Raw genomic sequence first — 25,315 nt, forward strand, 5'->3', positions numbered from 1 at the left:
TGTTTAAATCCTTTCTCTGAAAGGTGGTCATTTCCTGCGGGTGACAGTTACGACCGCATCTTCATCATCACGTGTCTCTACGCTTTCGTAGTCCGTCTCTGACCTCTTCCTGGAAACATTATCTCTGGCAACGATGAACTCACCACTGGTAGCTGGGGGAATGTTCTTCTCTTTCCTTCTGAAACTGCGTGCATCATCACTTTCTGCTATGATATATTCAGTCTTTTTTTCTTCAGCTTCAGGTTTTTTCATTGGGGCAGGTTCTGGTTGTGCATCCCTTATGTAAAAGCGCTGGTTCATTGATGCTGTCTGTCCGATCGGTCCCCGCGGCAGGTCATTGGGCCTGATAGAAAAGGATGGAGGTTTCGCAGGTGACTGAGGGGGCCTGGGAACTTCAGGTTGTGGCACAGTCTTCTTTTTTTCATCCCTTAATAACCTCGTCTCTGTCTCTCTTGCTACTGTTGTTTCTCTTATAGCAGCAGGGGCAGAAGGTTGCACCGATGTTGAACTATCCTGTTCTCTCCTTTCAAGTGCCGACTTTTTAAATGAGCGGATCAATGATTTCTGATCTAACAATTCATCCATAGCACCATTGAGATTATTGGCCAGTTCCTGGATCCTGTTCTCAACTCTTGAAAGGCGATTATTGATATCAAGATCATTTTTGAATTCACTACGAAGCTCTGTCAGGATGGAGTCCCTGAGAGACCTTTTGATCTCATCTATCTCCGTTTCTTTTTCCCTTAGTTGCCTTTCAAGCCTTTCAATGATGAAATCCCTATTCTCACCATTCATGTGATACCTCGCAAGACCATTCTATCCCTTCTGTGGCGAATTATATGACAAAAGTATAATATAACTTATGGTTCATTTTATATAAATATGCTTATAAATACTCTCGCTTAGCGCGCTGTTATTGAGGAAGTATTTGTGATCGGATCTTTTTCCACATAGAACAAGTGATCTGCAGAATCTATAAGTGCTTCATCATGTGAAACAATAATTATCTGGACCACGCCGAAATCTCTCATGCGGTCTATGAGCCTGATGAGCTGTTGCACATGTCCCCTGTCAAGGAATACAGTCGGTTCATCCATTATCAAAGGAGGCAGGGTTGAACCCTGTGCGGGCCCGTTCATTGCCATGGACAATAATCTGTAGATGGCACATCGCAATACCAGATTGAAGATCGCTCTTTCTCCACCACTAAGTAACTTTGGTTCCAGAGGAGTGCCATCCTTTCCGAAGATTGTCAGGTTGTAATCAGGATCGAGCTGCACATGAGAATATGCGTTGTTCGAATACATGAATCCGAATATCTCATTTATAAGAGCATCAAGAGCACCTACATTGCGGGAGCGAAGCTCTGCTCTGATGCGCATGTACATACTCTCAAGTTCTTCTGCATCCCTGTACACTGCAGCAAGAAAATCTGATCTGTGCTGAAGGGAGCGCAACTCCTGTTGCAGGCGGGAAAGCCTTTCTATTTCCTTTTCTGCCATTCCTGTTTGCTTCATCACTTCAGTCTTTCTCTCTTCCAGCTTCCTGATATCGTCTTCGATATTCCCGAGAGCTTCTTCATACTGCTGCAACAAAGATCTAAGTGATCCTGCATCTATCCCTCCCATCCTTTTGTCGATCTCTGATAACCGTTGTTTTCCATCCTTGATCTGCTGTTCCAGCAGTCCAATCTTTTCCTGTTCACTGTGTATCCTCTCTTCCAGCTTCTCTATATCCTTTAACTTAGATCCACTTTCTATAAACTTTTGTTGTGCTTTTTTTGCAAGATCGAGCTTTTCCAGAGCTTCAGCATGCTTTTTAAAAGAAACAGATACCGATTCCAGCAGCAACTGTTCCTGTTCCTTCAGTTGTGCAACTGTTGCTTCTATTTCTTGTTTATGGGAAACAGCTTCATTTGATCTCTTGCTGTCATCATCTATTCTCGAAGCATGGTCTTGAAGCATTTTCTCAGACATATCTATTATCTCATTAGACGACCTGATACGATTATCACAATCCTCCATCTTCTTGGAAACTGCTTTTACCTGCTTTAGTTGTTCCATCTTCAGGCCAAATTCCTCTTCTTTCTTAGTGATGGCAGCCAGTTCATTTTCCAAAGAAGCCAACTGTTCCTCATCAGATCGGATCGTTTCATGCATTGCAGAACCATGCAGATCCTGGCCACAGGTGGGGCACTTGCCTTGGTCCATAAGTTGTTTACTTTTCTTTATGCGCTTGTTGATCTCCTCTTTTCGGGCGAACAATTTCATTTTGTCTCCGTGCAAACTCTTTTGTTGGGTTTGTACGAGTTCTATTATGTCTTCAAGTCCTGATAATTTCTTAGGAGTAAAACCAAGGGACTCTATTTCTCCTGCCATGTGTAATTTTTCCGCTTGTGCATCTTCAAGTGAAACTTTTAATTTTTCAATTTGTGCAGCCACATCTTCCTTCTTCTTCAGGTTGCTTTTAAGAGAGAGATCCATATCTTTTATCTGGCTGGAAAGCTGCTGTAAAGTCCTATGTGCATTTTCAATGTTTTGCGCATGCAAGGCTTTTTTTTGCTCGGCATCGTTCAGCTTTTTTCGTTCTACAAGCTCCTGCTTTTCAGCATGCACAAGCATTTGCTCTACTTCTCCATCCCATTCCATTTGTGCCTTGATACTGAAAACACTTTGTTCGAGTTCATTTATACGTGAGCGTAGAGATTGGATTGAAGAAGTACTGTTGCTAATACTCTCAAATGCTTCTGTTTTCTTGCTATTACAAGCCAGTATCTGGGCGCTGATCGACTTTTTTTGAAGTGTAAGTTGTTCATATTCTCCAAGCTTTGAACGCAACTCATCGATGCCTGACCTTGCTTTATCTCTTTTTTTAATGACATCAGCATGATGTTCCTTGATCTGTGAGGCTTCGGTCAGCAAGCGGTTCAAGCTGCCAACAGGGTCCTTACTTTCGATCTCTGCTGTTTCGTTCTTTACTTCCTTTATCTGCCTTTCTGTATCCCGCTGATGCCTTCCCACTCCTATCCTGGCACTTCCGGCACGTTCTCTGTAATCTTCAAGCTTTCCGATCTGCAGAAGGTCATCTATCATCTTCTGCCTGTCAGCAGGTTTTGCATTAATAAGTACATCTATCTCGCCCTGCCTTATGTACACGCAGTTCCTGAAAGCTTCTTCATCCATTCTAAGGAGCGAAAGAATGCTATCGTAAGTGCGTTTTGCCTGGTCTGTGAATATCTGCCCGTTGACCTTCAGCACTGAACGGGTATTGGAAGCTCTCCCAGATTCAGGATCATTACGAAATACCTGTTCCATAGAGTAAACGTTACCGTTCTGCTCAAATTCCAATAAAATAGATGCCTTTGTGGCTCCCTTTCGCACAATATCGGTGATAGTGAAATCTTTTGTCAATGTCCTGCTTCCAAAAAGGCCTGTGAAGCAAGCTTCCAGCAGGCTGGACTTACCACTGCCATTGACCCCTGAAATAACAGTAACCCCATTTTTAAAATGAATATCAAGGTCTTGGTAACTGCGGATATTCTCCACTTTCAGGTATTTAAGCATCAAAGGTAATCACCCAGATTGTACTGTTTTGGTTTTGCATGAGCAGATGCCTTTTGTTTCTTTTCTGGATGCTTTTCGTTCTCTGTTTCTGTTGCAACTATATCTGGCTCTTTTTCTGGTTCAGGGACCTTGCCCTCGGCACTGTTGATCTCAGATCTTTCAGTCTCTATTATAGTTATTTCAGGGGGTAAAGAATGAGTTGCCTCGTTCTCTGTTTCAGACACTAGTAGCGATATTTTTTCTTGAACACATGCTAATGGTATTGGTTTTGAAAAGTCCATTATCTCCAGAAGAGTACTAAGACGGTTTTCTGCCTCATCGCTAACCTTTGTTTTGGGAAGGGATAGGTCTCTGACGATCTCGTCCATTAGCAGGCCCCCCTCTGAAAGATTCATTTTTTTGATCTCGTCTTTTATCGCCTCGTCCGGATCATAGAAGGAAATGGGGACAGATTGTCCAAGAAGATCTTCAGTGACTTTCCTCAGGTCCCTCACCCCCGGAACGAGTACATTACGTGAAAGTAGCATCTCTTCTATCTCAGCATAGGAGATCGACACACTGTCATCATCGCCGATTATCTCTACGAACACCACTTTTCCTTCCACTTCATGTTCTTTCACGGCAGACAATATGTCCTCGTATATCTTCGCAGGATCCCTTATCGTCACTGGTATCCTCAAGAATTCCCGTGTACGAATAGTCCGTCTGCTGATATCGATACCATTTCCAGACATCGTAATTATGTTGTACGAACGATCCTCTTTTTCTGCAAGACTATTGCGTTCAGTGCTGCCACAGTATGTTACCCACGTATCTCCTACAGTGGTCTTCTCATACTTGTGATAATCTCCCAGTAGCATCACGTCCACATGGAAGGGCATAGATCCTATCACTGAAGCACAGTCCCACTCACCAATAGTAATGGGACTCATGAGCTGATGCATTACAAGTACATTATATGAAGAGTCCAGAGGCTCTTCAAAGACCGAAAAATCGAACAGTGGTATCTTGGACCGGGGAACACTGTCAATCCCAAAAAAGGCCACGTCTTCGATCGTATAAGGAATAGTCCCTAATCTTATTGCAAGTCCCATGCTTTCAAAAAGGTCAAGCCACTGTGTACTCTGCTTGCTTTCATGATTGCCTACAATGGCCAGAAGAGGTATATCTGCTCCTTTGAGCCGGGAGAACAATTTCATTGTGTCCAGGATATCTTCCAGGGAAGGGGTCCTTGAATCGAAAAGGTCACCTGCATGTACCACAGCATCTACTTTCATTTTAATTGCATCATCGATAACCGTTGAAAATGCCTGCAGGAAATCCTTTCTGCGTACATCACTGTGGTATTGCCGGTATCCTATATGAGTGTCTGCAGTATGGATTATTTTGATCTCTCGGTCCATCTGTGTCATACTATGCCTCTACAACATTTTAATATTGCGAAATGTAGACTCTGTATACTGGAGCGAAATAGTGAGAATGTTATATTTATATATTTACAAAAATATATTCTATCAAATGAATGAAAGTGGGCAGATAACATTGGATTATCTGGTAGGTATTACGATATTCCTGCTAGCTCTCGTATTTGTGTTCCAGTATGCCACAGGACTTTTCACACCATTTGAATCAAGTTCGGATGAGGTGACCATTATAGCAGATAGAGTAGCAAAAACTGTGGTAGAAGATCAGATAAGTGCGGGTGATCCACAGACGCCCAACATGGTTAACAGTAGTCTCATGGATGATTTCTTCACACAATTGGATACAAATTACACAAGCACTCAAAACTCGCTTGGGATCAGTGGTACGTTTTTCATCTATGATCTTAACGTTTCCCTGGAGAATGGCACAAAAGTTGTCTCATATGCCGGGAAACGTCTTCCGGATGTGGGAAGCATAGGACAGACTAAAAGAATAGTTTTAGTAGAGGACAGTAGCGGTAACACACATACTGCCATAATGTCATTCAGGGTGTGGTGAGATGACTAGAGTGAGTATCAACTTTAATCTGAAAAAAGATTCTTTAGGGCAGATACACACACTGGAAGCAGTCACTGCCACTATGATAATGGTTTCAGTAATTGTGTTCACTGTGCAGGCCACGTCTCTTACTCCACTTACATCCTCTACGGCAAATGCCCACATTGAAGCCCAGATGCAAACAATAGGGCAGGACATGCTTAATGTGCTGGACCATACCTCTTCTGCACATGCCTCATCTCTTAAGCAGGACATTATCTCATGGAACGGCCAGGAATTTTCCTGGAACGGTACAGCATATTGTTCAGTCAATACTAAGAACTCTAATCTTTTGAACAGTTCCACTTCGAGGATACTTAAAGAGATAGCTGTACCCCGAGGGATAGCACATAATGTTTTATTTATATACATCGACCGCTCTGGACTACCCCAGGGGAAAGCTTATATCTACAATGGTGATCCTTCCGACAACGCAGTTTCTGTTTCCAGGAAAGTATTGCTTTCCGACTTCGATTTATCTGATCCGATCTCCTTTATGGCGAACACTGGTATACCTGACTCGGATCCATCTTCTGATTTCTATAACATAGTGGATGTGAAGCTTACCCTCTGGAGAATGTGATCAAGGAGAAAACATAATGAGACTGGATGATGATTCAGCACAGATATTACTCATCGCTGGCTTTGCTATAGGTGTGGGCATCGTTGTATTCACTGTTATGCTCAATAATGTCATATATGCAAGCAACATGGCCTCTGATTCCAGCACTGAGACCAGTTCTTCTGAGATGGGAAATGTGCTTGCCCTAACTTCACATGCTTATGAGGATGCCTATATAAGTGCAAAAAAATCCGGTACTTTTGATAGCAACGTATTCGAAAATTTTCTTTCATCATACGAAGATCAATTAGTTAAGATGTTCGCTTTTTCTGGAACAAGCCTGAACATAGAAAATAGTACGCTTATAAATGCCCATTTTTCAAAGAATGGCATGGCAGATGGTGTGGCTAACTGGACATTGGTAAGGAATGTGAACCTGACAGATGCTTTCATAATGGAAATACCAGATGCCAGTACTCTTTCTAATAATTCGGGTTGTTTGCGCATTGAAGCTGTCGAAATGGGTAGCAACATGCTCTGGGCTATGGACATCCACAATTCTGGAGGCAATGTGCACGTGAGTGTTATGGACACCAATTCCACACTGGATACTGCAACTTCTTCAGGATACACTTATCTGAATATCACAGGGAACAACATCCGTGATGGGACGAACGGGACCAGCTACTTTAATTTCCGTTTCAATGATCTTACATCTTCCCACGAGTATCAGATAAATGTCGTCAATGGCACAGCAGGTGAAGGTATATTCACTATTTCAGGAAATCTTGTTGATGGTCAGCCGTTTACTATCTCAAGGCATGCAGTAGTGATTGCTAATATTACTGTAGTATCTTCTGATAAAGAAATATTCATTTCATATCCTATCCCTGTTCCCGGAGGCAGAAAATGAAACTCCTTAAAGATGAGGCTGCTGTTTCTATTTCTATTGGTTTCATCCTTACTTTTGTTATCAGTGTTGTGGCACTTGTCACCGTACTTACTGCTTTCTACATGCTTATGGACAGGGCAGAACAGACTGTTATGAGAAGTGAGTTCGAGATCCATGGAAATGACATTTCGATGCAGATCTCCAGCATAGATTCTCTTGTAGCTGTTATGGACAATTCAGGAGCATACATCGGGGTGCTGGAATATGATCTCGATCTTCCTGATCGGATAGCAGGAGAACATTATTCTGTAAGCATAGTTAACAGCAGCCATGAGATATTGCTGCGATCCAGAGACAAGGCCGAAACTAAGGTAATGGTACCCTACAGTACTAAAAACATGAGGGTCATTGAAAGTACCATCTTCAGTGAAGCTGGAAGACACTATATTGTATATGATCCTGTGTACAGGACTCTGGAGGTCAGGTGACATGGCCCTCAAAGATACCCAAAAAAGTTTAAAGGATGCTGAAGAAGCTGTTTCAGAAGTGGTTGATTTCAGTATAACCATGGGCATCATGCTACTTGCCATAGCTATCATAGGTACTGCCGGTTTTCCTTTGGTGGAACATATGCAGGAAGCGCAACATACAGAGAACATAAAGCAAAGCTTTACTGTACTGACATCAAATATCAACAAGGTTGCGTTCGGCAGCTCACCTTCTCAGTCAGTGGAAATAAAGCTGCATGAAAGCACTGCAGCTGTTTCAGGTACCAGTTCCATCATTGTGGAGATGAAGGTATGGAATTCTTCCACCCACGTAGTTGATACAAAGTCTTTTGACAGACAGTTGAGAGTAATAGAAAATCGTTACAAAGAGCGATCTATCGGATATGAGAACACCGGGGCCTGGGCAAAGTATGAAAGGGAAAAAGTGGTGATGATCTCGAAGCCCAATTTTGCAGTTGCTGAGGATCTATTAATGATACCTGTGGTTATGCTGTCCGGTTCTTCAAGTGTTTCAGGAACAGGGCTTGTCAGGGTTGTATGCGATGGAGGACTGCCTTCTGTGCACAGGTATGAGAATGTATCAATGGTCAACATCACCATTGGAAGTGAATATTACGATGGTTGGGGACGATTTCTAAATGAAACAATGGGTATGCAAGTAACTGAATACGATGTGTTAAATGGTACTGTGTCTGCATCGAAGCAATACCTCCCGGACAACATAGACGTGGTAATAGTTTCCTCACCCATGAGGGTTACAATTCAATGAAAGGAGATAATATGACAGGGAAAAACGTGGTCATCAAGTGTCAAAAAGCCGAATCTTCAGTGGTGGGGGTAGTGATCATCCTTATGCTCACTACTCTTTCTGTAGGTGCTATCCTTCTATACGGTACACCTACTATCAACGATATGCAGGATATGGCAAAAGCACAGAAAGCAGAACAGGCTTTCACGGTATTTGACTCAAGGGCTAGCAAGGTAGCTCTGGGAGAGTCGCCTATACAGACCACATCTCTATCTCTCATGGGAGGCACGCTGGAAGTCAAGGGAGAAAGCGAGTCATACAGTAACAGTGAGATAAAGGTGGTTTTGGCTGACATTGATGCTCCCTGGTATGATAGTTTCAGCCAGCAACGCTATAAATGGGGATCCTGGGAAGGTTTTGAGACCGAAACGAACTTCACTATGTTCAATGCTTCCATGGGCAGTATCATCTTCAAGAACGATGACCGTGTAGTAGCATACGAAGGTGGAGGTGTCTGGTCAAAATATCCTACAGGGAAAGCTGTTATGATCTCGCCTCCCGAGTTCAACTATAATGGTGAGACACTGACTTTGCCAATAATGTGCATCAATGGAAACACAAGTATCAGTGGGGATACTGATGTAGGGATAACGGTGGGTTCCAATAACATGCCCACAGTTTTATATCCAGACCCTATCACAGACAACAGGATGACCAATCCTGTCAAGTCCGATAAGGTTCTCATATACATTAAAAGTGATTTTTATAATGCGTGGGCTGACTACGCTAACACGCTTGCATATACAAGCGCCACTGTGGATGGACCCAACAGCACAGCAGTGGTGGAACTTGAGGTCATGCCGCCTATGGGCAAATCGGTGCTTACCCACAACTTTAAGGTAGGAGCACTTAATGTTTCCCGTTCTGCGCCTATGTACAATTTCTCTTTTGATCTTGGCGCCAGGGCTTCCCAGGGCCTGAATCCTACGAATTACCAGATATCTGCGACATCGGGCACTAAGACCCTGATATATTCCTTGGCAAAGAAAGGAGGAGCGAACCAGCTTCAGCTTACTGTGACATATCAGGATACTGCAGCAGCTTCATATATCGAAAAATGGGATGGTGTCAATATTTTCCCTGTAACAGGTACCAAGCAGGATCAGCAAGCCATCGTGGATTTGCTGGATAAGAACTTTAAAATGAAGTATGATAGAGCTAAAGACTTTTCATGGAATGATACAAGTGCCATCAGCCTGCCACCAAATGTAGATTTCCATAGTGGGGATCAGACTTCGTTATACAACATCACCCAGCATTACATGAAGCTCATCACAATGGATGGGACTGTGAAGTTCAGCCTGAACAGTCCGGGAAAGTCTGACCCTGTGGACTATGATGAGTCAAGCCTGACATTGTATTATGAAGGCATGCCTGGGGCTATTACATACCTGCATGTGACGAGGAATGATCTTTCAGCTTCACTCACCTGAGGATTCATGGATGATCGTTATCTACAACCGTCTGTAAAGATGATTTTGATTTCACGGTCCATGTGGGTCATCCTATGAACCTAAAGCATTTATTGTTCTGAAAACTTATTTTTCGAACAGTATATACTCTAAACTTATTAGATTTTTTTTGACTGCAGGCATTACAAAATTTAATAACAATAAAAATAAGAATTTAATGTTCATTTCATTTATATACATGTTCATGAGGAAACTTGAGTGTATTGTTAATTGAAAATACCCAATGTTGCCGAAATGTTAATGTGCCTGAGGTTTTGCAATGCGAGCTCAAACAAGATTAATGATCCTATTCCTGATGCTTCTTTCATTAAGTATGTCTGCCATGGCTTTAACCATAGAGTTGTACCCTTTACATGTCCAGAACAGTGCAGGAGATAATGTGAGTGTAACAGTCAAGGTCACAGATAACTCCACACCTTTGAACAATGTGCTTGTGAATTTCATAACGGGTCTTGGCAACCTGAACTCAGCCTCAACATTAACCAATGCATCCGGGTATGGTCGGATATTTCTTACAACAACAGAGTCGGGCATTGCAACAGTTAATGCAAGCGTAGGAAGTGCTTCTGCTATTACGAACATAACTTTTTCTCCTCTGAGTCCCCAAAGTATAATGATAACCGAATCAAGTAACCCGGTCACTGCAGGCAACATTAACAATATTACAATCTGCATGCTGGATCAGTTCGGGAACGTCAATGACACTGCTACCCTTACCTTGAACATCACTCTTGAAGATGTTTTCGGCAATGTTATCCATGAAACTGGGATTATGAGAACATCTCATACATTGACTCATATAGAGGCCAACAGTACCGATATTATCCTCAGAAATTCAGTAACAGATGACAAAAACATAACTTTGAAAATAAATTCTACTATTGCAGGTAATATCAACATTTTTGCATCGTGTGGGGGTGTAAGTATCTCAAAGGATATTGAAGTTCAGCCAGCTGCACCCTCTAGGATAGGTTTATGGTATAATGATGAATATACTGTCAACACTACTTCGAGCATTACTGTACGCGTTTATGATACTTTTGACAATCCTGTAAATAATTCCGTTGTCCTATTTAATGCAACACCCCCAGCACAGACCCCATATAACAGTCCAAATGAATATAATTCCCTTCTTTTCAGTAACCTTACTTACATTACTGGAATTGATGGGCTTGCTTTCACTTCATTCAGAACAGATAAAAGAGCAGGCGAGAACATCATCAGCATTACAGTTGACAATACTTCTGTGGGTGGTTATGTCACAATAACAGGGCTTGCAGATGTGGTCGACAATCTTTTCCTTACCACTTCCCCTACATCTGCTTATGCTAACAACGAAGATATATACAGGCTTACAGCTCAGGCTGCTGATCAGTTCCTCAATCCAATTATTCCTAAAGGGTTCCCGATCAAAGAACAGGTTGTTTTCTATAGTGGCAACAGTTCTACAATAGTTCCTCTAAATCAACAGGGAAAAGCAAGCACTCAGGTAGGCCCTACTCCTTTCGTAGAAAATGTCAGTATCAATGCTATCTACAGAAATGCCAGCGGCTATACTAATATCACTAATTCCACAATATTGGAGTTTATACCAGGTTCTAACTTAACTCTTAATATCTACGCTTCACACGAAACTCTGCTTGCAAGGGGTTTGAACGGCAATCATGAAAGCCAGATCAAAGTGGTTGCAATAGATCAATGGGGACATGCCTTGCCCGGAATAAACATTACTGTCAGCAGTACTAACGCTACACTGGGTAACCTTTCGATGAGTGGTGTCAATGCCACGACCATAAACGCAACTACCAATGATATTGGTAAAGTGACTTTGCAGTTCTTCTGTAGTAATGTTCCAGGAAATACTACTATTGTTGCCACATCAGGTAATGTGACCTCGTTCATTCCAATCACAGTCAAAGACGTACCTTTTCTAAGTACATCCATCAATGTGGAACCTGAATCTCTGAAATCCGGTGATATTGTCAATGTTACTACTGTTGTATCCATCGAAGGTGATCTTCAGATCACAAGACCGGCTGCAAATGCCGTACTTGTGTTGGACCGTTCGGGTAGTATGGACCCGGACTATTATGCAGGTACACCAATGGATGTGGTGCTTGTTCTCGACCGTTCAGGCAGTATGAGAGACGACGGATTAAATCCACCCCAACCAATGACAAATGTAAAAAATGCTGCAAAAGATTTCCTGGATAATCTGGTGTCCAACTCAAACGTTGGACTTGTCTCATTTTCAAGTTCTGCTTCGACCGACAGACCCCTGACTTTGATGAATTCCTATGACAATAAGACTAGTCTCAAAACTGCAATAACTGCATTGAACCCCAGTGGAATGACAGCCATAGGTGATGCGATGGCTGCAGCTAACAATCTCCTCGTAACCGGCAGAGCCGATACAAGAAAGGTCATAGTGCTTCTCACAGATGGTGTGTGTAATGCTGGTTCCGACCAGGAGTGTACTAATGCTATTTCATTATCAAAAGTGAACGGTATAACAGTTTATACGATAGGCCTTGGAACAAACCTTGATGAGCCGTTATTGCAAAAGATAGCATTTGAAACAGATGGCAGATATTACAATGCACCAACAAGCTCTGATCTGAAAAAGGTATATGATTCAATAGCTCAGGATATATGTGATTATGACATCACTGATATTGAATACGGCACTGAGGGTTTCACTCCTTATGACTATACAGCACAAGGTAGTGTAACTGGTAGCAGTGTATTCACCGATACATTCTCAGTAAACAGGACCATCAATGATCTGAAGGTCCAGCTTGATTGGACCAATAATATTAAAGATCTAGATCTGGAGCTTATTGCTCCAGATGGTACTAGACATGGCATGGGTTACAATACCATAGGCTATTATCCCAATTCCACCGCCACATCTTCCGAATACATATGGACATCTCCATTGTCATATACTTACCCTGATTACGATGCAGATTCCGTTCTCACAGGTAACTGGACTGTCCGTGTACAAGGTTCCGGTACTGGCACAGAAAATTTCAGGATCAGGACATACATCGACAAAAAAAGTGCAACAAAGATAGCATCTCACTCTTTTATATCAAGTTTTGATGAAAGCAGAGGAGACAATGCCGGTCTGGTGCTCTACAGTTTCGATTCCGTAACAAATAATGGCTCTCAGGCAAGCTACGTAAGAAACGACAGTACTTGGGTGGGCTATTTCACTGTGGATGATGATGCTAACTATTATTTCAATTTGAGCTGGAATGATAGCAGCAAACTTGGCCTGGCTCTTTATGAGGGCATTGACCTGCTGGCTTCATCGAACAGTACCACACATTTCTGCAGCGTAAGCTCTCCTCTTTACGCTGGGAATACATACCATATTGAGGTGAGCAAATATTCCGGAACTCAGAACGATACGGCATTTGATGTTTCTGTATCAAGTAAAGATCTCAGGACTGTGATAGCCACGTATTATGACAGTACCGGAGGAGGTGGAACACCTAAATATAGGAAATGGAATGAACAGAAGTGGTCTGATGAGCAATCGGCAAATTATGTTGGTGGCAGACCGAACTTTATCGTAACTGCACCTTCACCAAATAAACCAGAAATGATCATGGGAACATTAGACGACCAGAGAGATATCAATGTACAGGTATGGGACGGTACTGCCTGGGGATCAGTTAGGGAATTTTCAGCGAATGCCGACTCTGCAGAAAGAAGAGGTTTTGATATTGCATATGAACAGGCATCTGGAGATGCTTTGATAGCATATATGGATATGAATATCGATGATGGCATTCCAAGGTACAGAACGTGGAACGGAGCTTCATGGTCTTCTGCAGGTGCTGCAAATGCCATCACAGCAGGTGCTGAAGATGTGGGTTGGGTAAAAATGGCTTCTGATCCGCTTTCAGACGAGATGATACTTGTAACGCTAGATGATACTCTGGACATGCGGGCTCAGGTATGGAACGGAAACAGCTGGGGTAATGGTATATCAATAACTAACAATGCAGAGAGTTACGAATACCAGTGCTTTGATGTTATCTATGAGCAGCAAACAGGCCGTGCATTTGTAGTCTGGGCAGATGGAACCACTGACACAGTGAAGTATCGTATCTGGAACGGCAACTCATGGAGCAGTGAAAATACTTTGTACTCCTATGGCTCAAGTGGCGTTTACTGGATAAAAATGGCAGCAGATCCCAATTCCAATAATATTATCATGGCTATGGAGGATTCAGCTTCTGATGTCTATGTAGCTGTCTGGAATGGTGTTACGTGGTCTTCACGTATGAGAGTTGAAACATCCGTATCTGAATATAGCAGAAGGAGTGTGGATGTTGCCTTTGAACAGCAAAGTGGCAGAGGTATGGTTGTGTGGGGAGATCCAAGTACAGTTCCCAAATACAGGATATGGGACGGTGCATGGAGCTCTGAGGCATCAGCATTTGACCTTCAGGGCAGTGGTTATACCAGGTGGGTACAATTGACACCTGATCCTCTGTCAAATGAGATGTTCCTCATGACCTCCGATGGTGCCAGTGATATTAACATACAAAAATGGGATGGAACCAGATGGAGCATTGCATCTGAAGTGGAAACAAGTTCATCATATTCCTATGAGTGTTTTGATCTTGATTTCACTGTTCAGGATTCTTCAATAGAGAGTACACCAGTCACATGGACAGAATGGAGAGCAAGTGTTATATCTACTCTTCAAAATGATTCGCTTTCACATCTGAACAATGCTATTGATACCATGACAGCTGATGGGCTGACCGCCATAGATGAAGGACTCTGCGAGGCTAACGAAGAACTTTACCCTATAGACGGCAATTCAACAATAGTTATCATGACCGACGGTATTGATAATGCAGGTTATCATTCTCTTATGCTGGAGGCTCTAAAAGCTAAGGAGAAGAACACTGTGATCTATACGGTTGGATTTGGGAATAATGAGTCTGATGTAGATCCTGTGCTTTCTGAGATCGCAGGTCTTACAGGTGGAGAGTATTATTTTGCACCAAATTCCAGTGTCCTGGAGAATATTTTCAAGGGTATTGCCGACCAGATCACAGACTTTGCAGCTAATGGGCCAGTTTTGAATATTCACATACCTCGTAATTATAGAACACCATACACATTGGCAAAGGCCACATACATTTCTGGAAGCAGTAACAATACAGTAGGTAACAGAAGTTCTTTTGTTATTCCCAAACCTCCAAAGCAAGGTAATGCAGAACCAGTTATTACAACTCTGAATGACAGGTCAGTCCTTACATGGCAGCTTCCGAACCTAAGTCCAGGTGAAAAATGGGGAATCTGGTATCAGATGATCTTACAAGGTTCAGGTTATGTTCCTCTCATCATGCCACAGTCCAATATTAACTATATTGACCTGAACGGTACGAATGTTACAGTATCCGTGCCAGCTGGAGCAGGTGGTTTTATTTCAGGTAACTCAGGAGGCATAACATCCTCTCCAATAAGTATCTCTTTGATCGCTGATAAATCCATGCTTTTAATAAATGAGCCCTCTGAGCTGGAACTGTCTGTAAAGGATGCCAAGACCGGTGACCCTGCCGTAGCTACTGTGATCATTTATACTAATCTTGGTTTCTTCAATAATTACGAGAATCCTATTGTCATGTATGATGTGAGTGGTGCAGATAAATTGAATTTCTCAAGTGCTACTGCGGGGAACGCTTATGTTACAGCTCATTTATGGAATAACCAGAGCATAAGTGATGATGCACTACTTGTGGTCAGACCAAAGGGGATGATCAGGATCAAATAGAGAGAATTGTTATAACGAATCTTTTTAAATGAGAGGTTGCTTTATTCAACCTTATGCTTTTATTTTTGTATTGATGTTCCTTTTAAAGTTCAAGCAACTCCCAGTTATTTCTAATTATATCTTGAAATTAAGCAGAGATGCACTTTTCGAAATCTATTTCGGTAAATATTTAGGGCCCTTTGAAAGTAGAACTCATTTTTAGGATTAATATAACTTATTTTCTCTATCTTAGTACCAATCCATATTCTCCCTTCAAATGTACATCACAAAACAAGGTTAATTTTCATTTTACTCTCAAATATTGTCTTATTTCTCTTTTAGTGGTATATTCATCCTTTATTTATTTTGACTTGGATGTTTAAAAAAACAGTAACAATAGCCTGTATATCAATAGGTGGCCATTAAAGGATTCTTAATACTTTATTTGTGTATTAGAGTTAAATAGGTCCTGATTTGCGTAATTAATCAATTATTAAGATGTACTTTTTATGGGGGAGGTATTATTGACTGCTTACAGTTAGAAATAGCCTCAATAAATCCTCCATTTGAATGTTAGTTCAAAAGAACCCTAAAATATTAAGAACAATACCTTCGACGTAGTAACAGTTAGTGTTTAACTATTTTAGAATAATTTATATATTTAGTATTCTGTAATTCGAGGTATGGGCCAAAAACGATCTTTTCCCTACTTTATGCAAGTCCGGTTCACAGACCAGGGAATAAGTCCTGTAGTAGGGACTTTGCTGATGCTGGCTATTACAATGTTGCTTATAGGAATCACTGCTGTCTCACTTGCCGGAGTACCTAACCCTTTAAAAAAGGGGTTAACAGCAGATGTGGAACTAGAATTAATAGAGGGCGGCATACCGAATGAGGTCAGATACAAGGAAAATCTCATAACACTGGCACATAATGGAGGTGATCCCCTACCCCTTGAAAACATAAGGATAGTTATTATTGGACAGGGTAGCAGTTATACCGGGGTGGTGGCGCATGGAGGAAGAATTGTCAATGGAGATGTGCAGGTAACATACCTTGATCTATGTTCCACAGGAAAAGAAACACATTACGCCAAAAGGAACTCCTGTATAGCAGATGGTTATTGGTCTGCAGGAGAAGTGATCGTTCTTAACGGTGACGATGGTCTGGGTCACAATTCAACTGTAAGTGTGCAAGTCGGAAGCATCACCAATACTTCAAACAACTTCGGTTTGAAGAAGGGAACAGAAATTATCGTGAAGATCATAGAAAGTCCATCCAACAGGCTGATCTCAAGCTGTGATGCAAAAGTCATGGCTGCAAAGAAGAGATAACCCAAATTATTAGTACAGAAAGGTATAAGGTAGTGCGATGAGCGGACAGAGAGGATACTTACGCTATTTCCCCAAGGAACACTGTTATCCTAACCAACAGGATGCTATGGAAAAGATATATTCTGCACTTCTAAGAAAGGAGATCATACTTTTCGAGGGAGCATGCGGTACTGGCAAGACCCTCAGTTCTCTTGCCCCTGCACTCAATGTAGGTAAGCAGCTGCAGAAAACTGTGATCATTGCAACTAACGTCCACCAGCAGATGGTGCAGTTCATCAACGAGGCAAGGGAGATAAAGCAGGGAAATGATGTCAAGGTGGCGGTGGTAAAGGGTAAGGCTGCCATGTGCCCCCATGAAGTAGACTATGAGGAATGCCGGATCAAAAGGGACAATACCTTTGAGCTGATAGAACTGGAAAAGGAACTTGATCTGAAGAAAAAGGAGCTTAAGTCTGCATCAGAAAACTACAAACGCTCCAAGGATCCGGCGCTCATAGCTTTAAGAGATGCATTGTTCAACGAAATAGAGGCAGGTGAACAAAAGGCTCGTGGTATAAGGGAGAGGGCATGCAATGATCTTTATGAGGTACTGCGCTTTGAAAGTGAGGTGTTCAGGCAGTGGCTTTTCGCTGATGTGCGCACTCCTGAGGAGATTAACGAGTACGCCACAAAAAGAGGTATGTGTGGCTATGAACTGTTGAAAAGGGAATTAAAGTATGCAGATCTCATTATTTGTAATTTTCACCATGTACTGAGTGCCGAGATATTTGCAACATTGCTTACCTGGCTGGATAAGGAGCCCCAGGATGTTATAGTGATCTTTGACGAAGCACATAACCTGGAATCTGCAGCACGTTCACATTCATCAATGACCATCACCGAGCATACCATTGAAAAAGCCATCTCAGAGATAGAAGCCGATCAGGACCAGATGCCTGAAAGCCGTGCAGTTGAATTGTTCAAAATATTAAATGAAATCATAAGGGAAACATACAACAACAGGTTCAAGTTCGGTGAAAGGGAAAGGGTGGGCCGGCTCTGGTATGATATGCGCATCAGTGATCCCTATGAGCGTAATGACTTGATAAGGGGCAGGTTCATGAGGCAGGCCCTGGAACTTGGTTTTAAGGATGAGGCTGCCATACAGCTTGTGCTCTCCGAGGCAAGTGAGTTCGGACAAACACTTGACGAGGAGTACAAAGAACAATATAAGAAAGGCTTAAGTAAAGTACTGAAAAGGTCACATATTCGCCATGCTGCAGATTTCCTATCCTCTTATCTCGTACTGTCTAACGATTATAGATACTATCCCATCATGAATGTGCGCAGGGACCCAAACGATCAGATCTATGGGCGTCTGGAGCTCTTCACCTGTATTCCCAGCAATGTAACAGAACCCCTTTTTGCTTCTGTGTTCTCAGTCATTCTTATGTCCGCCACACTGAGGCCCTTTGATATGGTGAAGGCTACCCTGGGTATAAAGCGGGAAACGTGCGAGCTTTCATACATGACATCATTTCCCCCTGAAAGACGTCTTACCATAGCTGTAGATGTTCCTCCTTTATTTGCAAGAAGCAGGGACGACCCTCATGCTCTGGAGGCTGTGGAGCAAGTACTGGTAGATTCCATCGAAAATTCGAGAGGCAATGTAATCATCTTTTTCCAGAGTGCAGCTGAAGCCAGAAGATACTATTCAAAACTTGGTGACAAACTGAACGTGCCTGTGTTCCTGGATGAGGCCGGGGTGTCTTCCCATGAAGTGAGAGAAGCTTTCTTTGAACTTGGGGAGAAAGGAGGAAAAGGTGTGCTTTTCTCATATCTCTGGGGTACGTTGAGCGAAGGGGTGGATTTCCGGGATGGCAGGGGCAGAACTGTTATTATCGTAGGTGTCGGTTATCCGGCCCTCAATGACAGGATGAATGCCGTGGAGTCAGCTTATGACCATTCCTACGGGGCCGGAGCCGGATGGGACTATGCGGTGCAGATACCTACGATCCGTAAGATACGACAGGCCATGGGCAGGGTCGTGCGTTCTCCTATGGATCATGGAGTGAGGATATTGCTTGACGGACGCTTCCTCACAGATTCGCGTCAAAGATATGGAAAGTTCGCTGTTTTTGAGATCTTTCCTCCTGATGAGAGGGAGGAGTTTGTAGATGTTCAACCGGAAAAAGTGAAGTTCTCCTTGATGAACTTCTTCCAGGATAATTCATAACGAAGATCTCAGGATAATTTATATCATGTATGGGTCATAAACTTATAAAACGTAATTTTCAAAATTTACAGGAGTGTATACAATGGGACTTGAAGACCTGATGAAAGAAGTTTCCACTGAACTTGAAAGACTTGTAAGCACCAAGACAGTGGTTGGAGATGCCGTAACAATTGGTGATACGACAATCATTCCTGTGACCAAAGTGTCCTTTGGTTTCGGTACAGGCGGTGGAGAGGGTAAGAGCAAAGACAATGAAGAAGGTTTTGGTGGTGGCGGCGCAGCAGGCGCAAAGATAGAGCCTGTGGCTTTTATAGTCATATCCAAGGAAGAAACCCGTTTGATGTCTATTTCCGGAAAATCTGATATTGGTGTCCTTCTTGAATCAGTTCCGGGTCTGATCGAGAAGATCAAGACCATGAAGGGAAAAAAGGACAAGGGAAAAGACAACAATGATTCAGATGCAGCTGATGAAAGTGAAGGATCTGTTGAAATCGAGGTAGAAGAACAGTAAACCAGATAGAGATCACAGAATCATATATCTATTGATCCCTGTACTTTGGCATCCTTTCTTTGTTCGGGCATACTATGTTAACTGCAATACAGGTTGTACAGGTAGCAGCGCTCGTGATCATATTGCTGGCGTTGCTTGTACTTTTCTGTGCTATAGATCTGATAGTGGACCTGAAGAAAAAGGATCGGGACATTTCCGGAAGGATAGTGGTCAAATGGCTATTTCTGTCCTATTCCAAGGTATTCTATCCGGATGAGTCCAGAGGTTCTGTTTCAAAGGAAAAGAAGGGTGCTGGTAAAAAGGAAAAAATGGAAAACTCAGAACCTGGCACTGTAAAGGATGCGGACAAAGTTTCTAAGGACAATATCACAAAAGAATCAAAAACCGAAAAGAAGAAAAAAGAACTGAAGGCTAAGGATCTTATTAAGATATTCTATGATGTTAAGAAACCTCTTTTAAGGCTTTTCCAAGGCACAATTCGTAATCTCAGATTGAGATGCGGCAGATGTGATGTCGCTTTTGGGTTTCCGGATCCTGCAGATACAGGAGTATTGTGCGGTTTTCTTTTTGGAGCATTTGGGTCCCTGCATCATTACTGGCAGACCTTTTCTTATTTTCTGGAACCCAGGTTCGACGATAAAGTGCTGGACCTCGAATTGATGGCTGATGTGAGGGTGCGTATCTACAGGTTCATTCCCACATTCCTGCGTTTTGCACTTGATCGGGGTGTGCTCAGAACGGGCTGGTTACTGGTACGTACCTACAGATGAACACTTTATATGGGCTGTATCGAGACCCAAGTGTCAAAGTTTAATAACATGCAGTGATGATTAAGACCTGAATGATCAGAGTAAAGTCCCCTTCCAGAATTCACATGGGTCTTATAGACATGAATGCCGAGCTTGGCAGAGTGGACGGTGGAGTAGGGATATCTATTGATCATCCCCACGTGATGATCTCAGCGGAGATCGCTGATGATATAGAGATCATTGGGCATTCTTTGCTTGCACAGCGCATGAAGGCAGCAGCCAGGGTCCTGCTTCCAGAGGGTCAGGGTGTGAGGGTGACCATCGAAGAAGATATGCCTCCTCATGTGGGCTGCGGTTCCGGGACCCAGGCAGCACTTTCAGTCGCAGCTGCGGTGAACAGGCTGTATGGACTGGGTCTTAGTGTGCGGGACATGGCCATTGCTGTGGAGCGTGGTGGAACTTCTGGTATTGGGGTCGCGTCTTTTGAAAAAGGCGGTTTCATAGTTGATGGCGGGCATAAGTTCTCAGACAAGGGTTCTTTCTCACCGTCCTCAGCAAGTAAAACACCTCCGGGACCCGTGCTTTTCAGGGAGGACTTTCCGGATTGGGAAATTGTGCTGGCTTTGCCGGGTGAGGACATGCACATAGGGGCTCATGATGCTCAGGAAGTGGATATATTCAGGAAGGAATGTCCTATCCCGTTGCATGAGGTGCAGGCAGTAGCCCATATAGTGCTCATGAAAATGATGCCTGCCATCGTGGAAAAGGACATTGAGGGTTTTGGCCAGGCCACCAACCGTCTGCAGACCCTGGGTTTCAAGCAGAGGGAAATACGGTTACAGCATCAGGCCGTCAGGGACCTGATAGAGCTTTTGCAGGACAGTGGTGCTTATGGGGCAGGCATGAGCTCTTTCGGGCCTGTTGTGTACGCTTTCACTGACAATCCAGAGGATGCAACTTATCTGAAAGAAGATGCACAGGCTTTCCTGGACAGCACCATCGGGGGCAAAGTGATTATTACCAGAGCCAACAATACCGGTGCTTCTATTTGGGAGGAATGATTTGAAGGCAGTTACATGGTTCGGCACACTGGTCATTTCTGAAGATGGGAACGCTGAGAAATGCTGCCTAGTGGAAAAAGATCCAGAAATGCTTGCTGAGCACATGTTGCTTGCAGTAGGAAATGAGGAGTTGCCCGCACATGGCCTGGATCTGAGGGAACTGGCTATTGGTTGTGGTTTTGTTGAACTTGAAGAGGATTATGACGTGCTGCTTCGGGAAGTGTGCATAAGGGCAGCCAAGCGTCAGATATCCATGACAGATACCGATGACAAGCGCATCATCCAGGCAGTGGAGGCCATGGATGACATTGATAAGGCAGCAAATGAGCTTTCTGAAAGGCTTACTGAGTGGTATGGCATATATTTCCCGGAACTTGAGCTTACGGCAGAGCCCATGGCGAGGTTCGTGGCCAGGTTCGGCTCCCGTGAAAATGTGCCAGAGGACCATGATATGTTCGTAAGGGCCAGCAGTTCCATGGGTGCGGAACTGTCGCTGGTGGACGAGGACCTTTTACGCAACTTTGCGGCCAGCCTGTGCGGGATATACGATGCCCGCAAACGTCTTGAACGGTACATTATGAATAATATGGGTGCAGTGGCTCCCAATCTTACAAACATAGCAGGTGCGCCCCTTGGTGCGAGGCTTATCAGCCTTGCCGGAGGACTGGAGAAGCTTGCGGCCTTTCCCTCAAGCACCGTGCAGGTCATAGGTGCCAGCAATGCCCTGTTCAAGCACCTGAGGTCCCGCGCCCCGTCCCCAAAACATGGTGTGATCTTCAACCATCCTCTCATCAAGGGTTCACCGTGGTGGCAAAGGGGCAAGATGGCCAGGGCACTGGCATCAAAGATCAGTCTGGCGGTGCGCATGGATGCCTATGGCGGGAAACTTGACCCTTCGATCAAGGAAAAACTTGAGCGTAAAGTAGAATCCATCAGGAAAGCTCATCCTGAGCCTCCTAAGAAACAGTCCACGAAGGTCACCCAGCCGGGTCCGGGCAGGGCAGGCGGCAGGCCAGTCAAAAAGCGCGGTGGTCAGAAAAAGGGTGGCATGAACAAAGGCAGCAAGAACACAGTTGACAGATCGGGAGGCAGACCTGCATGAGCATTGAACAGTTGTCGGACGGTATCTTTGAGGTGGTCACTGACGACAGGAAGATACTGGCCACGCATAACCTCTATCCCGGCCATAGCGTGTACGGTGAGAGGCTTATGGACGTGGATGGCGTGGAATACCGCCAGTGGGACCCCCACAGAAGTAAGCTTGGTGCTATGGTGCTCAAAGGCTTTGACATTCCCATCGAATATGATTCCCACGTACTGTACCTGGGGGCTGCATCAGGTACGACAGTGAGCCACGTCTCGGATATCCTGACCGATGGCCTGGTGTATGCTGTGGAGTTCTCCCCGCGCACCATGCGCGACCTTATCAAGCTGTGCGACCAGCGCCCCAACATCATCCCCATACTTGCGGATGCCAACAAGCCCCGTTCCTATGCTCATATCGTGGAAACGGTGGATGTTATCTTCCAGGACGTAGCCCAGCCCAACCAGGCTGAGATAGCCGCTCTCAATTCCAAATATTTCTTAGAAGATAATGGTCATCTGATGCTTTCCATCAAATCCCGCAGCATCGACACTGTAGCCAGTCCCAAGAAGATATTCAAGGACGAGGTCAAAAAGCTGGAAAGCGACTTTGGAGTGGAGTTCGAGGTGCTGCAACGCAAAGAACTCGACCCATTCCACGAGGACCATCTGGGCTTGCTGGCGCGGATGTTCGTGGAAGATGAGGAATAAAGATAGTAAAACAGATCGAAGAGGTGAATCCTTACACCTCTTTTTTCGCAGTAGCCATTTTCAAATAGGTTTGGCAATCATTTTCTGCAATTCATCTTTGTGTCATCACTAAAGATTGGATTTTTTCCTATTTGGCCTAGTAGACCAAATTATAGGTAGTTTATTTGGTTTAGCAGACCAAATTAGTTAGATGATGTTGATTTTTCTTTGCACTTAGAACTATGAAAATAAGTTTCTGTAGAACCCCTCCATTTCCAGGAGACCTGTCGAATTAGTGTTTTTACTGTCATTGCACAATATCTACTGCCTTTTTGTGGCGTTTCAATGCGCAAGTGTGAATGCCATCAACAAGTATATATCTTAGAAAAACACTATATGTAGTATAACCACTACATATATCTAAATTAACTTACAGAGGTATTATTATGAAACGCAAAACAATAGCAATACTTGCAATAGCACTCCTTACAGGGTTGGCTGCAACTGTCATGGTAAGCGCCGAGACTCCTCTTGTGCAGCGTGCTTCAGGTTATGCTGGAGCTTTTTGCAACTGGGGCACAGGAGGCAATGGATATGGTCCGGGTTACTGCGCTGCTTATGTAGGTCAGGAACTTACAGTAAAGACCGCAGAAGAAGCTCTTATGATAGCCAAGGAGCAGATCTCAGAGGATGTTACAGAAAATGACATTTACCAAATGGGTCGATGGTGGGTAGTCTATTATACTGTAGATGACACTGCCAGGCAAGGACGTATCGATGCATATACAGGTGAAGTTATTCCTGATTTCTTTGCTTCACAGTATGCTCCCGGGCAATACAGGCAGGTCAGGGGACATGGCATGATGGGTATGTGGAGATATTAAATCCATACCCATTTTTTAACAATATGAAGTGCTCTTTAAATCCGAAGAAAGCCATCTGTTCAATTATTAAAAAGTAGCTTCTTTAAGAACACATATATGGGGTGAAATTGACGGTATGATGGGATATTATGGTAGTATGTATGGCGGCATCTTTGGTTTCATTATCCAGTTATTGGTCATACTTCTCATTGTAGGAGTAGTGGTCATACTGCTTAGCAAGTCCAATTTTGCAGGCTCAGGTAACAATGAGAGGCTTGTAAAAGTGGAAAAGGATGTGGAAGAGATCAAAAAGGTCGTGGAGGAAATAAGGAACAAACTGAACGAGATCTAATTTTTAGAATGCACTACGGTATATTCTTTCACTATTAGAACAGCACAATAGCTGGCTCAGAGATGGTCTGCAGATGACCCGATCGCTTGAACAAATAGTACACATCGGCGAGGCCCTCGCCCATCCGGTAAGAATACAATTATTATACATGCTTTCCGAAAAGGAGAGATACATCTATGAGCTTGCCAAAGATCTGAACCTCTCGAGGCAGGTAGTGGACCTTCATCTCAAACGCCTTGAAAAAGCAGGTTTTGTGGAAAGCGATCTGCGGCTTGAAGAGAACGATCTGCGTGCAAAAAAATTCTTCAGACTGAAGGAATTTGACGTCAAACTTTGTACAGAGGACCTGAAGAACATATTCAGTTGATAGGCTTCAGGGTACGAGGATCTCACTTATAGCATGGATGACACCATTGCTGCATTCAATATCCGGCTCTGTTATGTTGGCAGTATCGACCACAATACCACCATTGTGTTTAATTCTCAGTTCTTTCCCACCTATGGTCCTGAGGGAATCAATGTTCTGGAGATCCTTCAACATGTATTTGCCTTCAACGATATGATAGTCTATGATCCCCGTCAAATATGGAATGTCAGCAAAGGCTTCCTCTATGACCTCTTCAGGTATCACCTCGAAAGCCGATTCCACTGGTGCGAATACAGTAAAAGGACCTGTATTGCTGTATTTCTCTATCAGTCCCAGCACCTCTGCGGCTTTAAGCAGGGTCTGAAAAGACCTTTTTTCTTGCGCTGTCCGTATTATGTTCTGTAGCTGTGCCATATAATCTCCCTATGATAAGGAGGAAAGCTTCTGACATAAACTTTTCGTAATGTATCAACCCATCGA

Annotated in this window: 22 protein-coding genes; 17 read left to right on the top strand and 5 right to left on the bottom strand. The window is 43.5% G+C overall.

What is annotated here, in order from left to right; all coding sequences use genetic code 11:
- Positions 1-27 precede the first annotated feature (27 nt).
- The 3 genes from A4E24_RS02985 to A4E24_RS02995 all read right to left on the bottom strand — a co-directional run bounded on the left by A4E24_RS02985 (position 28) and on the right by A4E24_RS02995 (position 4,975).
- Positions 28-795 carry a hypothetical protein gene (locus A4E24_RS02985; RefSeq protein ID WP_292351531.1) on the bottom strand — a complete coding sequence of 256 codons (768 nt, stop codon included), beginning with the start codon at positions 793-795 and terminating at the stop codon, positions 28-30.
- Positions 796-902: 107 nt separating this feature from the next.
- Entirely contained in the window at positions 903-3,563 is a 2,661-nt protein-coding gene (locus A4E24_RS02990; protein ID WP_292351586.1) for an AAA family ATPase, read from the bottom strand.
- Entirely contained in the window at positions 3,563-4,975 is a 1,413-nt protein-coding gene (locus tag A4E24_RS02995) for an exonuclease SbcCD subunit D (RefSeq protein WP_292351533.1), read from the bottom strand. Before A4E24_RS02995 ends, A4E24_RS02990 begins: the two co-directional genes overlap by 1 nt.
- 106 nt (positions 4,976-5,081) lie before the next feature.
- On the opposite strand from A4E24_RS02995, the gene A4E24_RS03000 reads away from it, so the two are divergent.
- Genes A4E24_RS03000 through A4E24_RS03025 form a run of 6 tightly spaced genes read left to right on the top strand, consistent with a single transcriptional unit; the run spans position 5,082 to position 9,789 of the window.
- A complete protein-coding gene (locus A4E24_RS03000) occupies positions 5,082-5,546 on the top strand; it encodes a hypothetical protein (RefSeq protein ID WP_292351534.1) in 465 nt (154 codons plus the stop codon).
- Between the two features lies 1 nt (position 5,547).
- Complete coding sequence (locus A4E24_RS03005) at positions 5,548-6,168, top strand: hypothetical protein (protein WP_292351536.1); 621 nt, start codon at positions 5,548-5,550, stop codon at positions 6,166-6,168.
- Positions 6,169-6,184: 16 nt separating this feature from the next.
- Complete coding sequence (locus A4E24_RS03010; protein ID WP_292351538.1) at positions 6,185-7,060, top strand: hypothetical protein; 876 nt, start codon at positions 6,185-6,187, stop codon at positions 7,058-7,060.
- A complete protein-coding gene (locus A4E24_RS03015) occupies positions 7,057-7,527 on the top strand; it encodes a hypothetical protein (protein ID WP_292351539.1) in 471 nt (156 codons plus the stop codon). The genes A4E24_RS03010 and A4E24_RS03015 overlap by 4 nt, the downstream gene beginning before the upstream one ends.
- Position 7,528: 1 nt before the next feature.
- Positions 7,529-8,317 (top strand): hypothetical protein, encoded by a 789-nt coding sequence (locus A4E24_RS03020; protein WP_292351541.1) that lies wholly within the window; start codon positions 7,529-7,531, stop codon positions 8,315-8,317.
- Positions 8,318-8,328: 11 nt separating this feature from the next.
- Positions 8,329-9,789 carry a hypothetical protein gene (locus tag A4E24_RS03025; protein ID WP_292351543.1) on the top strand — a complete coding sequence of 487 codons (1,461 nt, stop codon included), beginning with the start codon at positions 8,329-8,331 and terminating at the stop codon, positions 9,787-9,789.
- A gap of 306 nt (positions 9,790-10,095) precedes the next feature.
- On the opposite strand, the gene A4E24_RS03030 is transcribed toward A4E24_RS03025, so the two are convergent.
- Positions 10,096-10,410 (bottom strand): hypothetical protein, encoded by a 315-nt coding sequence (locus A4E24_RS03030; RefSeq protein ID WP_292351545.1) that lies wholly within the window; start codon positions 10,408-10,410, stop codon positions 10,096-10,098.
- A 31-nt stretch (positions 10,411-10,441) separates the two neighbouring features.
- Here A4E24_RS03030 and A4E24_RS03035 point away from each other — a divergent pair, with 31 nt between their 5' ends.
- From A4E24_RS03035 to A4E24_RS03085, 11 genes are all read left to right on the top strand, one after another.
- On the top strand, positions 10,442-15,631 hold the full coding sequence (locus A4E24_RS03035) for a VWA domain-containing protein (RefSeq protein WP_292351547.1): 5,190 nt from the start codon (positions 10,442-10,444) through the stop codon (positions 15,629-15,631).
- A 662-nt stretch (positions 15,632-16,293) separates the two neighbouring features.
- Positions 16,294-16,944, top strand: coding sequence for a type IV pilin N-terminal domain-containing protein (locus A4E24_RS03040; RefSeq protein WP_292351548.1), 651 nt, complete (start codon positions 16,294-16,296; stop codon positions 16,942-16,944).
- A 37-nt stretch (positions 16,945-16,981) separates the two neighbouring features.
- On the top strand, positions 16,982-19,159 hold the full coding sequence (locus A4E24_RS03045) for an ATP-dependent DNA helicase (protein WP_292351550.1): 2,178 nt from the start codon (positions 16,982-16,984) through the stop codon (positions 19,157-19,159).
- 82 nt (positions 19,160-19,241) lie between these two features.
- Positions 19,242-19,670: a GerW family sporulation protein gene (locus tag A4E24_RS03050; RefSeq protein ID WP_292351552.1), complete on the top strand. Its 429-nt coding sequence runs from the start codon at positions 19,242-19,244 to the stop codon at positions 19,668-19,670.
- Positions 19,671-19,744: 74 nt separating this feature from the next.
- Positions 19,745-20,440 carry a DUF2953 domain-containing protein gene (locus tag A4E24_RS03055; RefSeq protein ID WP_292351554.1) on the top strand — a complete coding sequence of 232 codons (696 nt, stop codon included), beginning with the start codon at positions 19,745-19,747 and terminating at the stop codon, positions 20,438-20,440.
- 71 nt (positions 20,441-20,511) lie between these two features.
- Positions 20,512-21,480, top strand: coding sequence for a beta-ribofuranosylaminobenzene 5'-phosphate synthase (locus tag A4E24_RS03060; protein WP_292351556.1), 969 nt, complete (start codon positions 20,512-20,514; stop codon positions 21,478-21,480).
- A 1-nt stretch (position 21,481) separates the two neighbouring features.
- Positions 21,482-22,582, top strand: coding sequence for an NOP5/NOP56 family protein (locus tag A4E24_RS03065; protein WP_292351558.1), 1,101 nt, complete (start codon positions 21,482-21,484; stop codon positions 22,580-22,582).
- Positions 22,579-23,274 (top strand): fibrillarin-like rRNA/tRNA 2'-O-methyltransferase, encoded by a 696-nt coding sequence (locus A4E24_RS03070; protein ID WP_292351560.1) that lies wholly within the window; start codon positions 22,579-22,581, stop codon positions 23,272-23,274. The genes A4E24_RS03065 and A4E24_RS03070 overlap by 4 nt, the downstream gene beginning before the upstream one ends.
- Positions 23,275-23,699: 425 nt before the next feature.
- Positions 23,700-24,137 carry a PepSY domain-containing protein gene (locus A4E24_RS03075; protein ID WP_292351561.1) on the top strand — a complete coding sequence of 146 codons (438 nt, stop codon included), beginning with the start codon at positions 23,700-23,702 and terminating at the stop codon, positions 24,135-24,137.
- A gap of 115 nt (positions 24,138-24,252) precedes the next feature.
- A complete protein-coding gene (locus tag A4E24_RS03080; RefSeq protein WP_342765388.1) occupies positions 24,253-24,468 on the top strand; it encodes a hypothetical protein in 216 nt (71 codons plus the stop codon).
- A 73-nt stretch (positions 24,469-24,541) separates the two neighbouring features.
- Positions 24,542-24,835, top strand: a complete 294-nt coding sequence (locus tag A4E24_RS03085; RefSeq protein ID WP_292351562.1) for a transcriptional regulator — start codon at positions 24,542-24,544, stop codon at positions 24,833-24,835.
- A 6-nt stretch (positions 24,836-24,841) separates the two neighbouring features.
- On the opposite strand, the gene A4E24_RS03090 is transcribed toward A4E24_RS03085, so the two are convergent.
- Positions 24,842-25,249, bottom strand: a complete 408-nt coding sequence (locus A4E24_RS03090; RefSeq protein ID WP_292351564.1) for a fasciclin domain-containing protein — start codon at positions 25,247-25,249, stop codon at positions 24,842-24,844.
- Positions 25,250-25,315 lie beyond the last annotated feature (66 nt).

The organism is Methanomethylovorans sp. PtaU1.Bin093 (assembly GCF_002067275.1).
GTDB lineage: Archaea > Halobacteriota > Methanosarcinia > Methanosarcinales > Methanosarcinaceae > Methanomethylovorans.

Bases quoted from the DNA above. Each gene is read 5' to 3' on its own strand.
- A4E24_RS03000 (WP_292351534.1), top strand. From the start codon at position 5,082: ATGAATGAAAGTGGGCAGATAACATTGGATTATCTGGTAGGTATTACG.
- A4E24_RS03045 (WP_292351550.1), top strand. From the start codon at position 16,982: ATGAGCGGACAGAGAGGATACTTACGCTATTTCCCCAAGGAACACTGT.
- A4E24_RS03055 (WP_292351554.1), top strand. From the start codon at position 19,745: ATGTTAACTGCAATACAGGTTGTACAGGTAGCAGCGCTCGTGATCATA.
- A4E24_RS02990 (WP_292351586.1), bottom strand. From the start codon at position 3,563: ATGCTTAAATACCTGAAAGTGGAGAATATCCGCAGTTACCAAGACCTT.
- A4E24_RS03020 (WP_292351541.1), top strand. From the start codon at position 7,529: ATGGCCCTCAAAGATACCCAAAAAAGTTTAAAGGATGCTGAAGAAGCT.
- A4E24_RS03005 (WP_292351536.1), top strand. From the start codon at position 5,548: ATGACTAGAGTGAGTATCAACTTTAATCTGAAAAAAGATTCTTTAGGG.
- A4E24_RS03030 (WP_292351545.1), bottom strand. From the start codon at position 10,410: ATGTTCGTAATAGCAGAAGCACTTCCTACGCTTGCATTAACTGTTGCA.
- A4E24_RS03050 (WP_292351552.1), top strand. From the start codon at position 19,242: ATGGGACTTGAAGACCTGATGAAAGAAGTTTCCACTGAACTTGAAAGA.
- A4E24_RS03075 (WP_292351561.1), top strand. From the start codon at position 23,700: ATGAAACGCAAAACAATAGCAATACTTGCAATAGCACTCCTTACAGGG.
- A4E24_RS03015 (WP_292351539.1), top strand. From the start codon at position 7,057: ATGAAACTCCTTAAAGATGAGGCTGCTGTTTCTATTTCTATTGGTTTC.
- A4E24_RS02995 (WP_292351533.1), bottom strand. From the start codon at position 4,975: ATGACACAGATGGACCGAGAGATCAAAATAATCCATACTGCAGACACT.
- A4E24_RS03090 (WP_292351564.1), bottom strand. From the start codon at position 25,249: ATGGCACAGCTACAGAACATAATACGGACAGCGCAAGAAAAAAGGTCT.
- A4E24_RS03035 (WP_292351547.1), top strand. From the start codon at position 10,442: ATGATAACCGAATCAAGTAACCCGGTCACTGCAGGCAACATTAACAAT.
- A4E24_RS03085 (WP_292351562.1), top strand. From the start codon at position 24,542: ATGACCCGATCGCTTGAACAAATAGTACACATCGGCGAGGCCCTCGCC.
- A4E24_RS03040 (WP_292351548.1), top strand. From the start codon at position 16,294: ATGGGCCAAAAACGATCTTTTCCCTACTTTATGCAAGTCCGGTTCACA.
- A4E24_RS03060 (WP_292351556.1), top strand. From the start codon at position 20,512: ATGATCAGAGTAAAGTCCCCTTCCAGAATTCACATGGGTCTTATAGAC.
- A4E24_RS02985 (WP_292351531.1), bottom strand. From the start codon at position 795: ATGAATGGTGAGAATAGGGATTTCATCATTGAAAGGCTTGAAAGGCAA.
- A4E24_RS03070 (WP_292351560.1), top strand. From the start codon at position 22,579: ATGAGCATTGAACAGTTGTCGGACGGTATCTTTGAGGTGGTCACTGAC.
- A4E24_RS03010 (WP_292351538.1), top strand. From the start codon at position 6,185: ATGAGACTGGATGATGATTCAGCACAGATATTACTCATCGCTGGCTTT.
- A4E24_RS03080 (WP_342765388.1), top strand. From the start codon at position 24,253: ATGATGGGATATTATGGTAGTATGTATGGCGGCATCTTTGGTTTCATT.
- A4E24_RS03025 (WP_292351543.1), top strand. From the start codon at position 8,329: ATGACAGGGAAAAACGTGGTCATCAAGTGTCAAAAAGCCGAATCTTCA.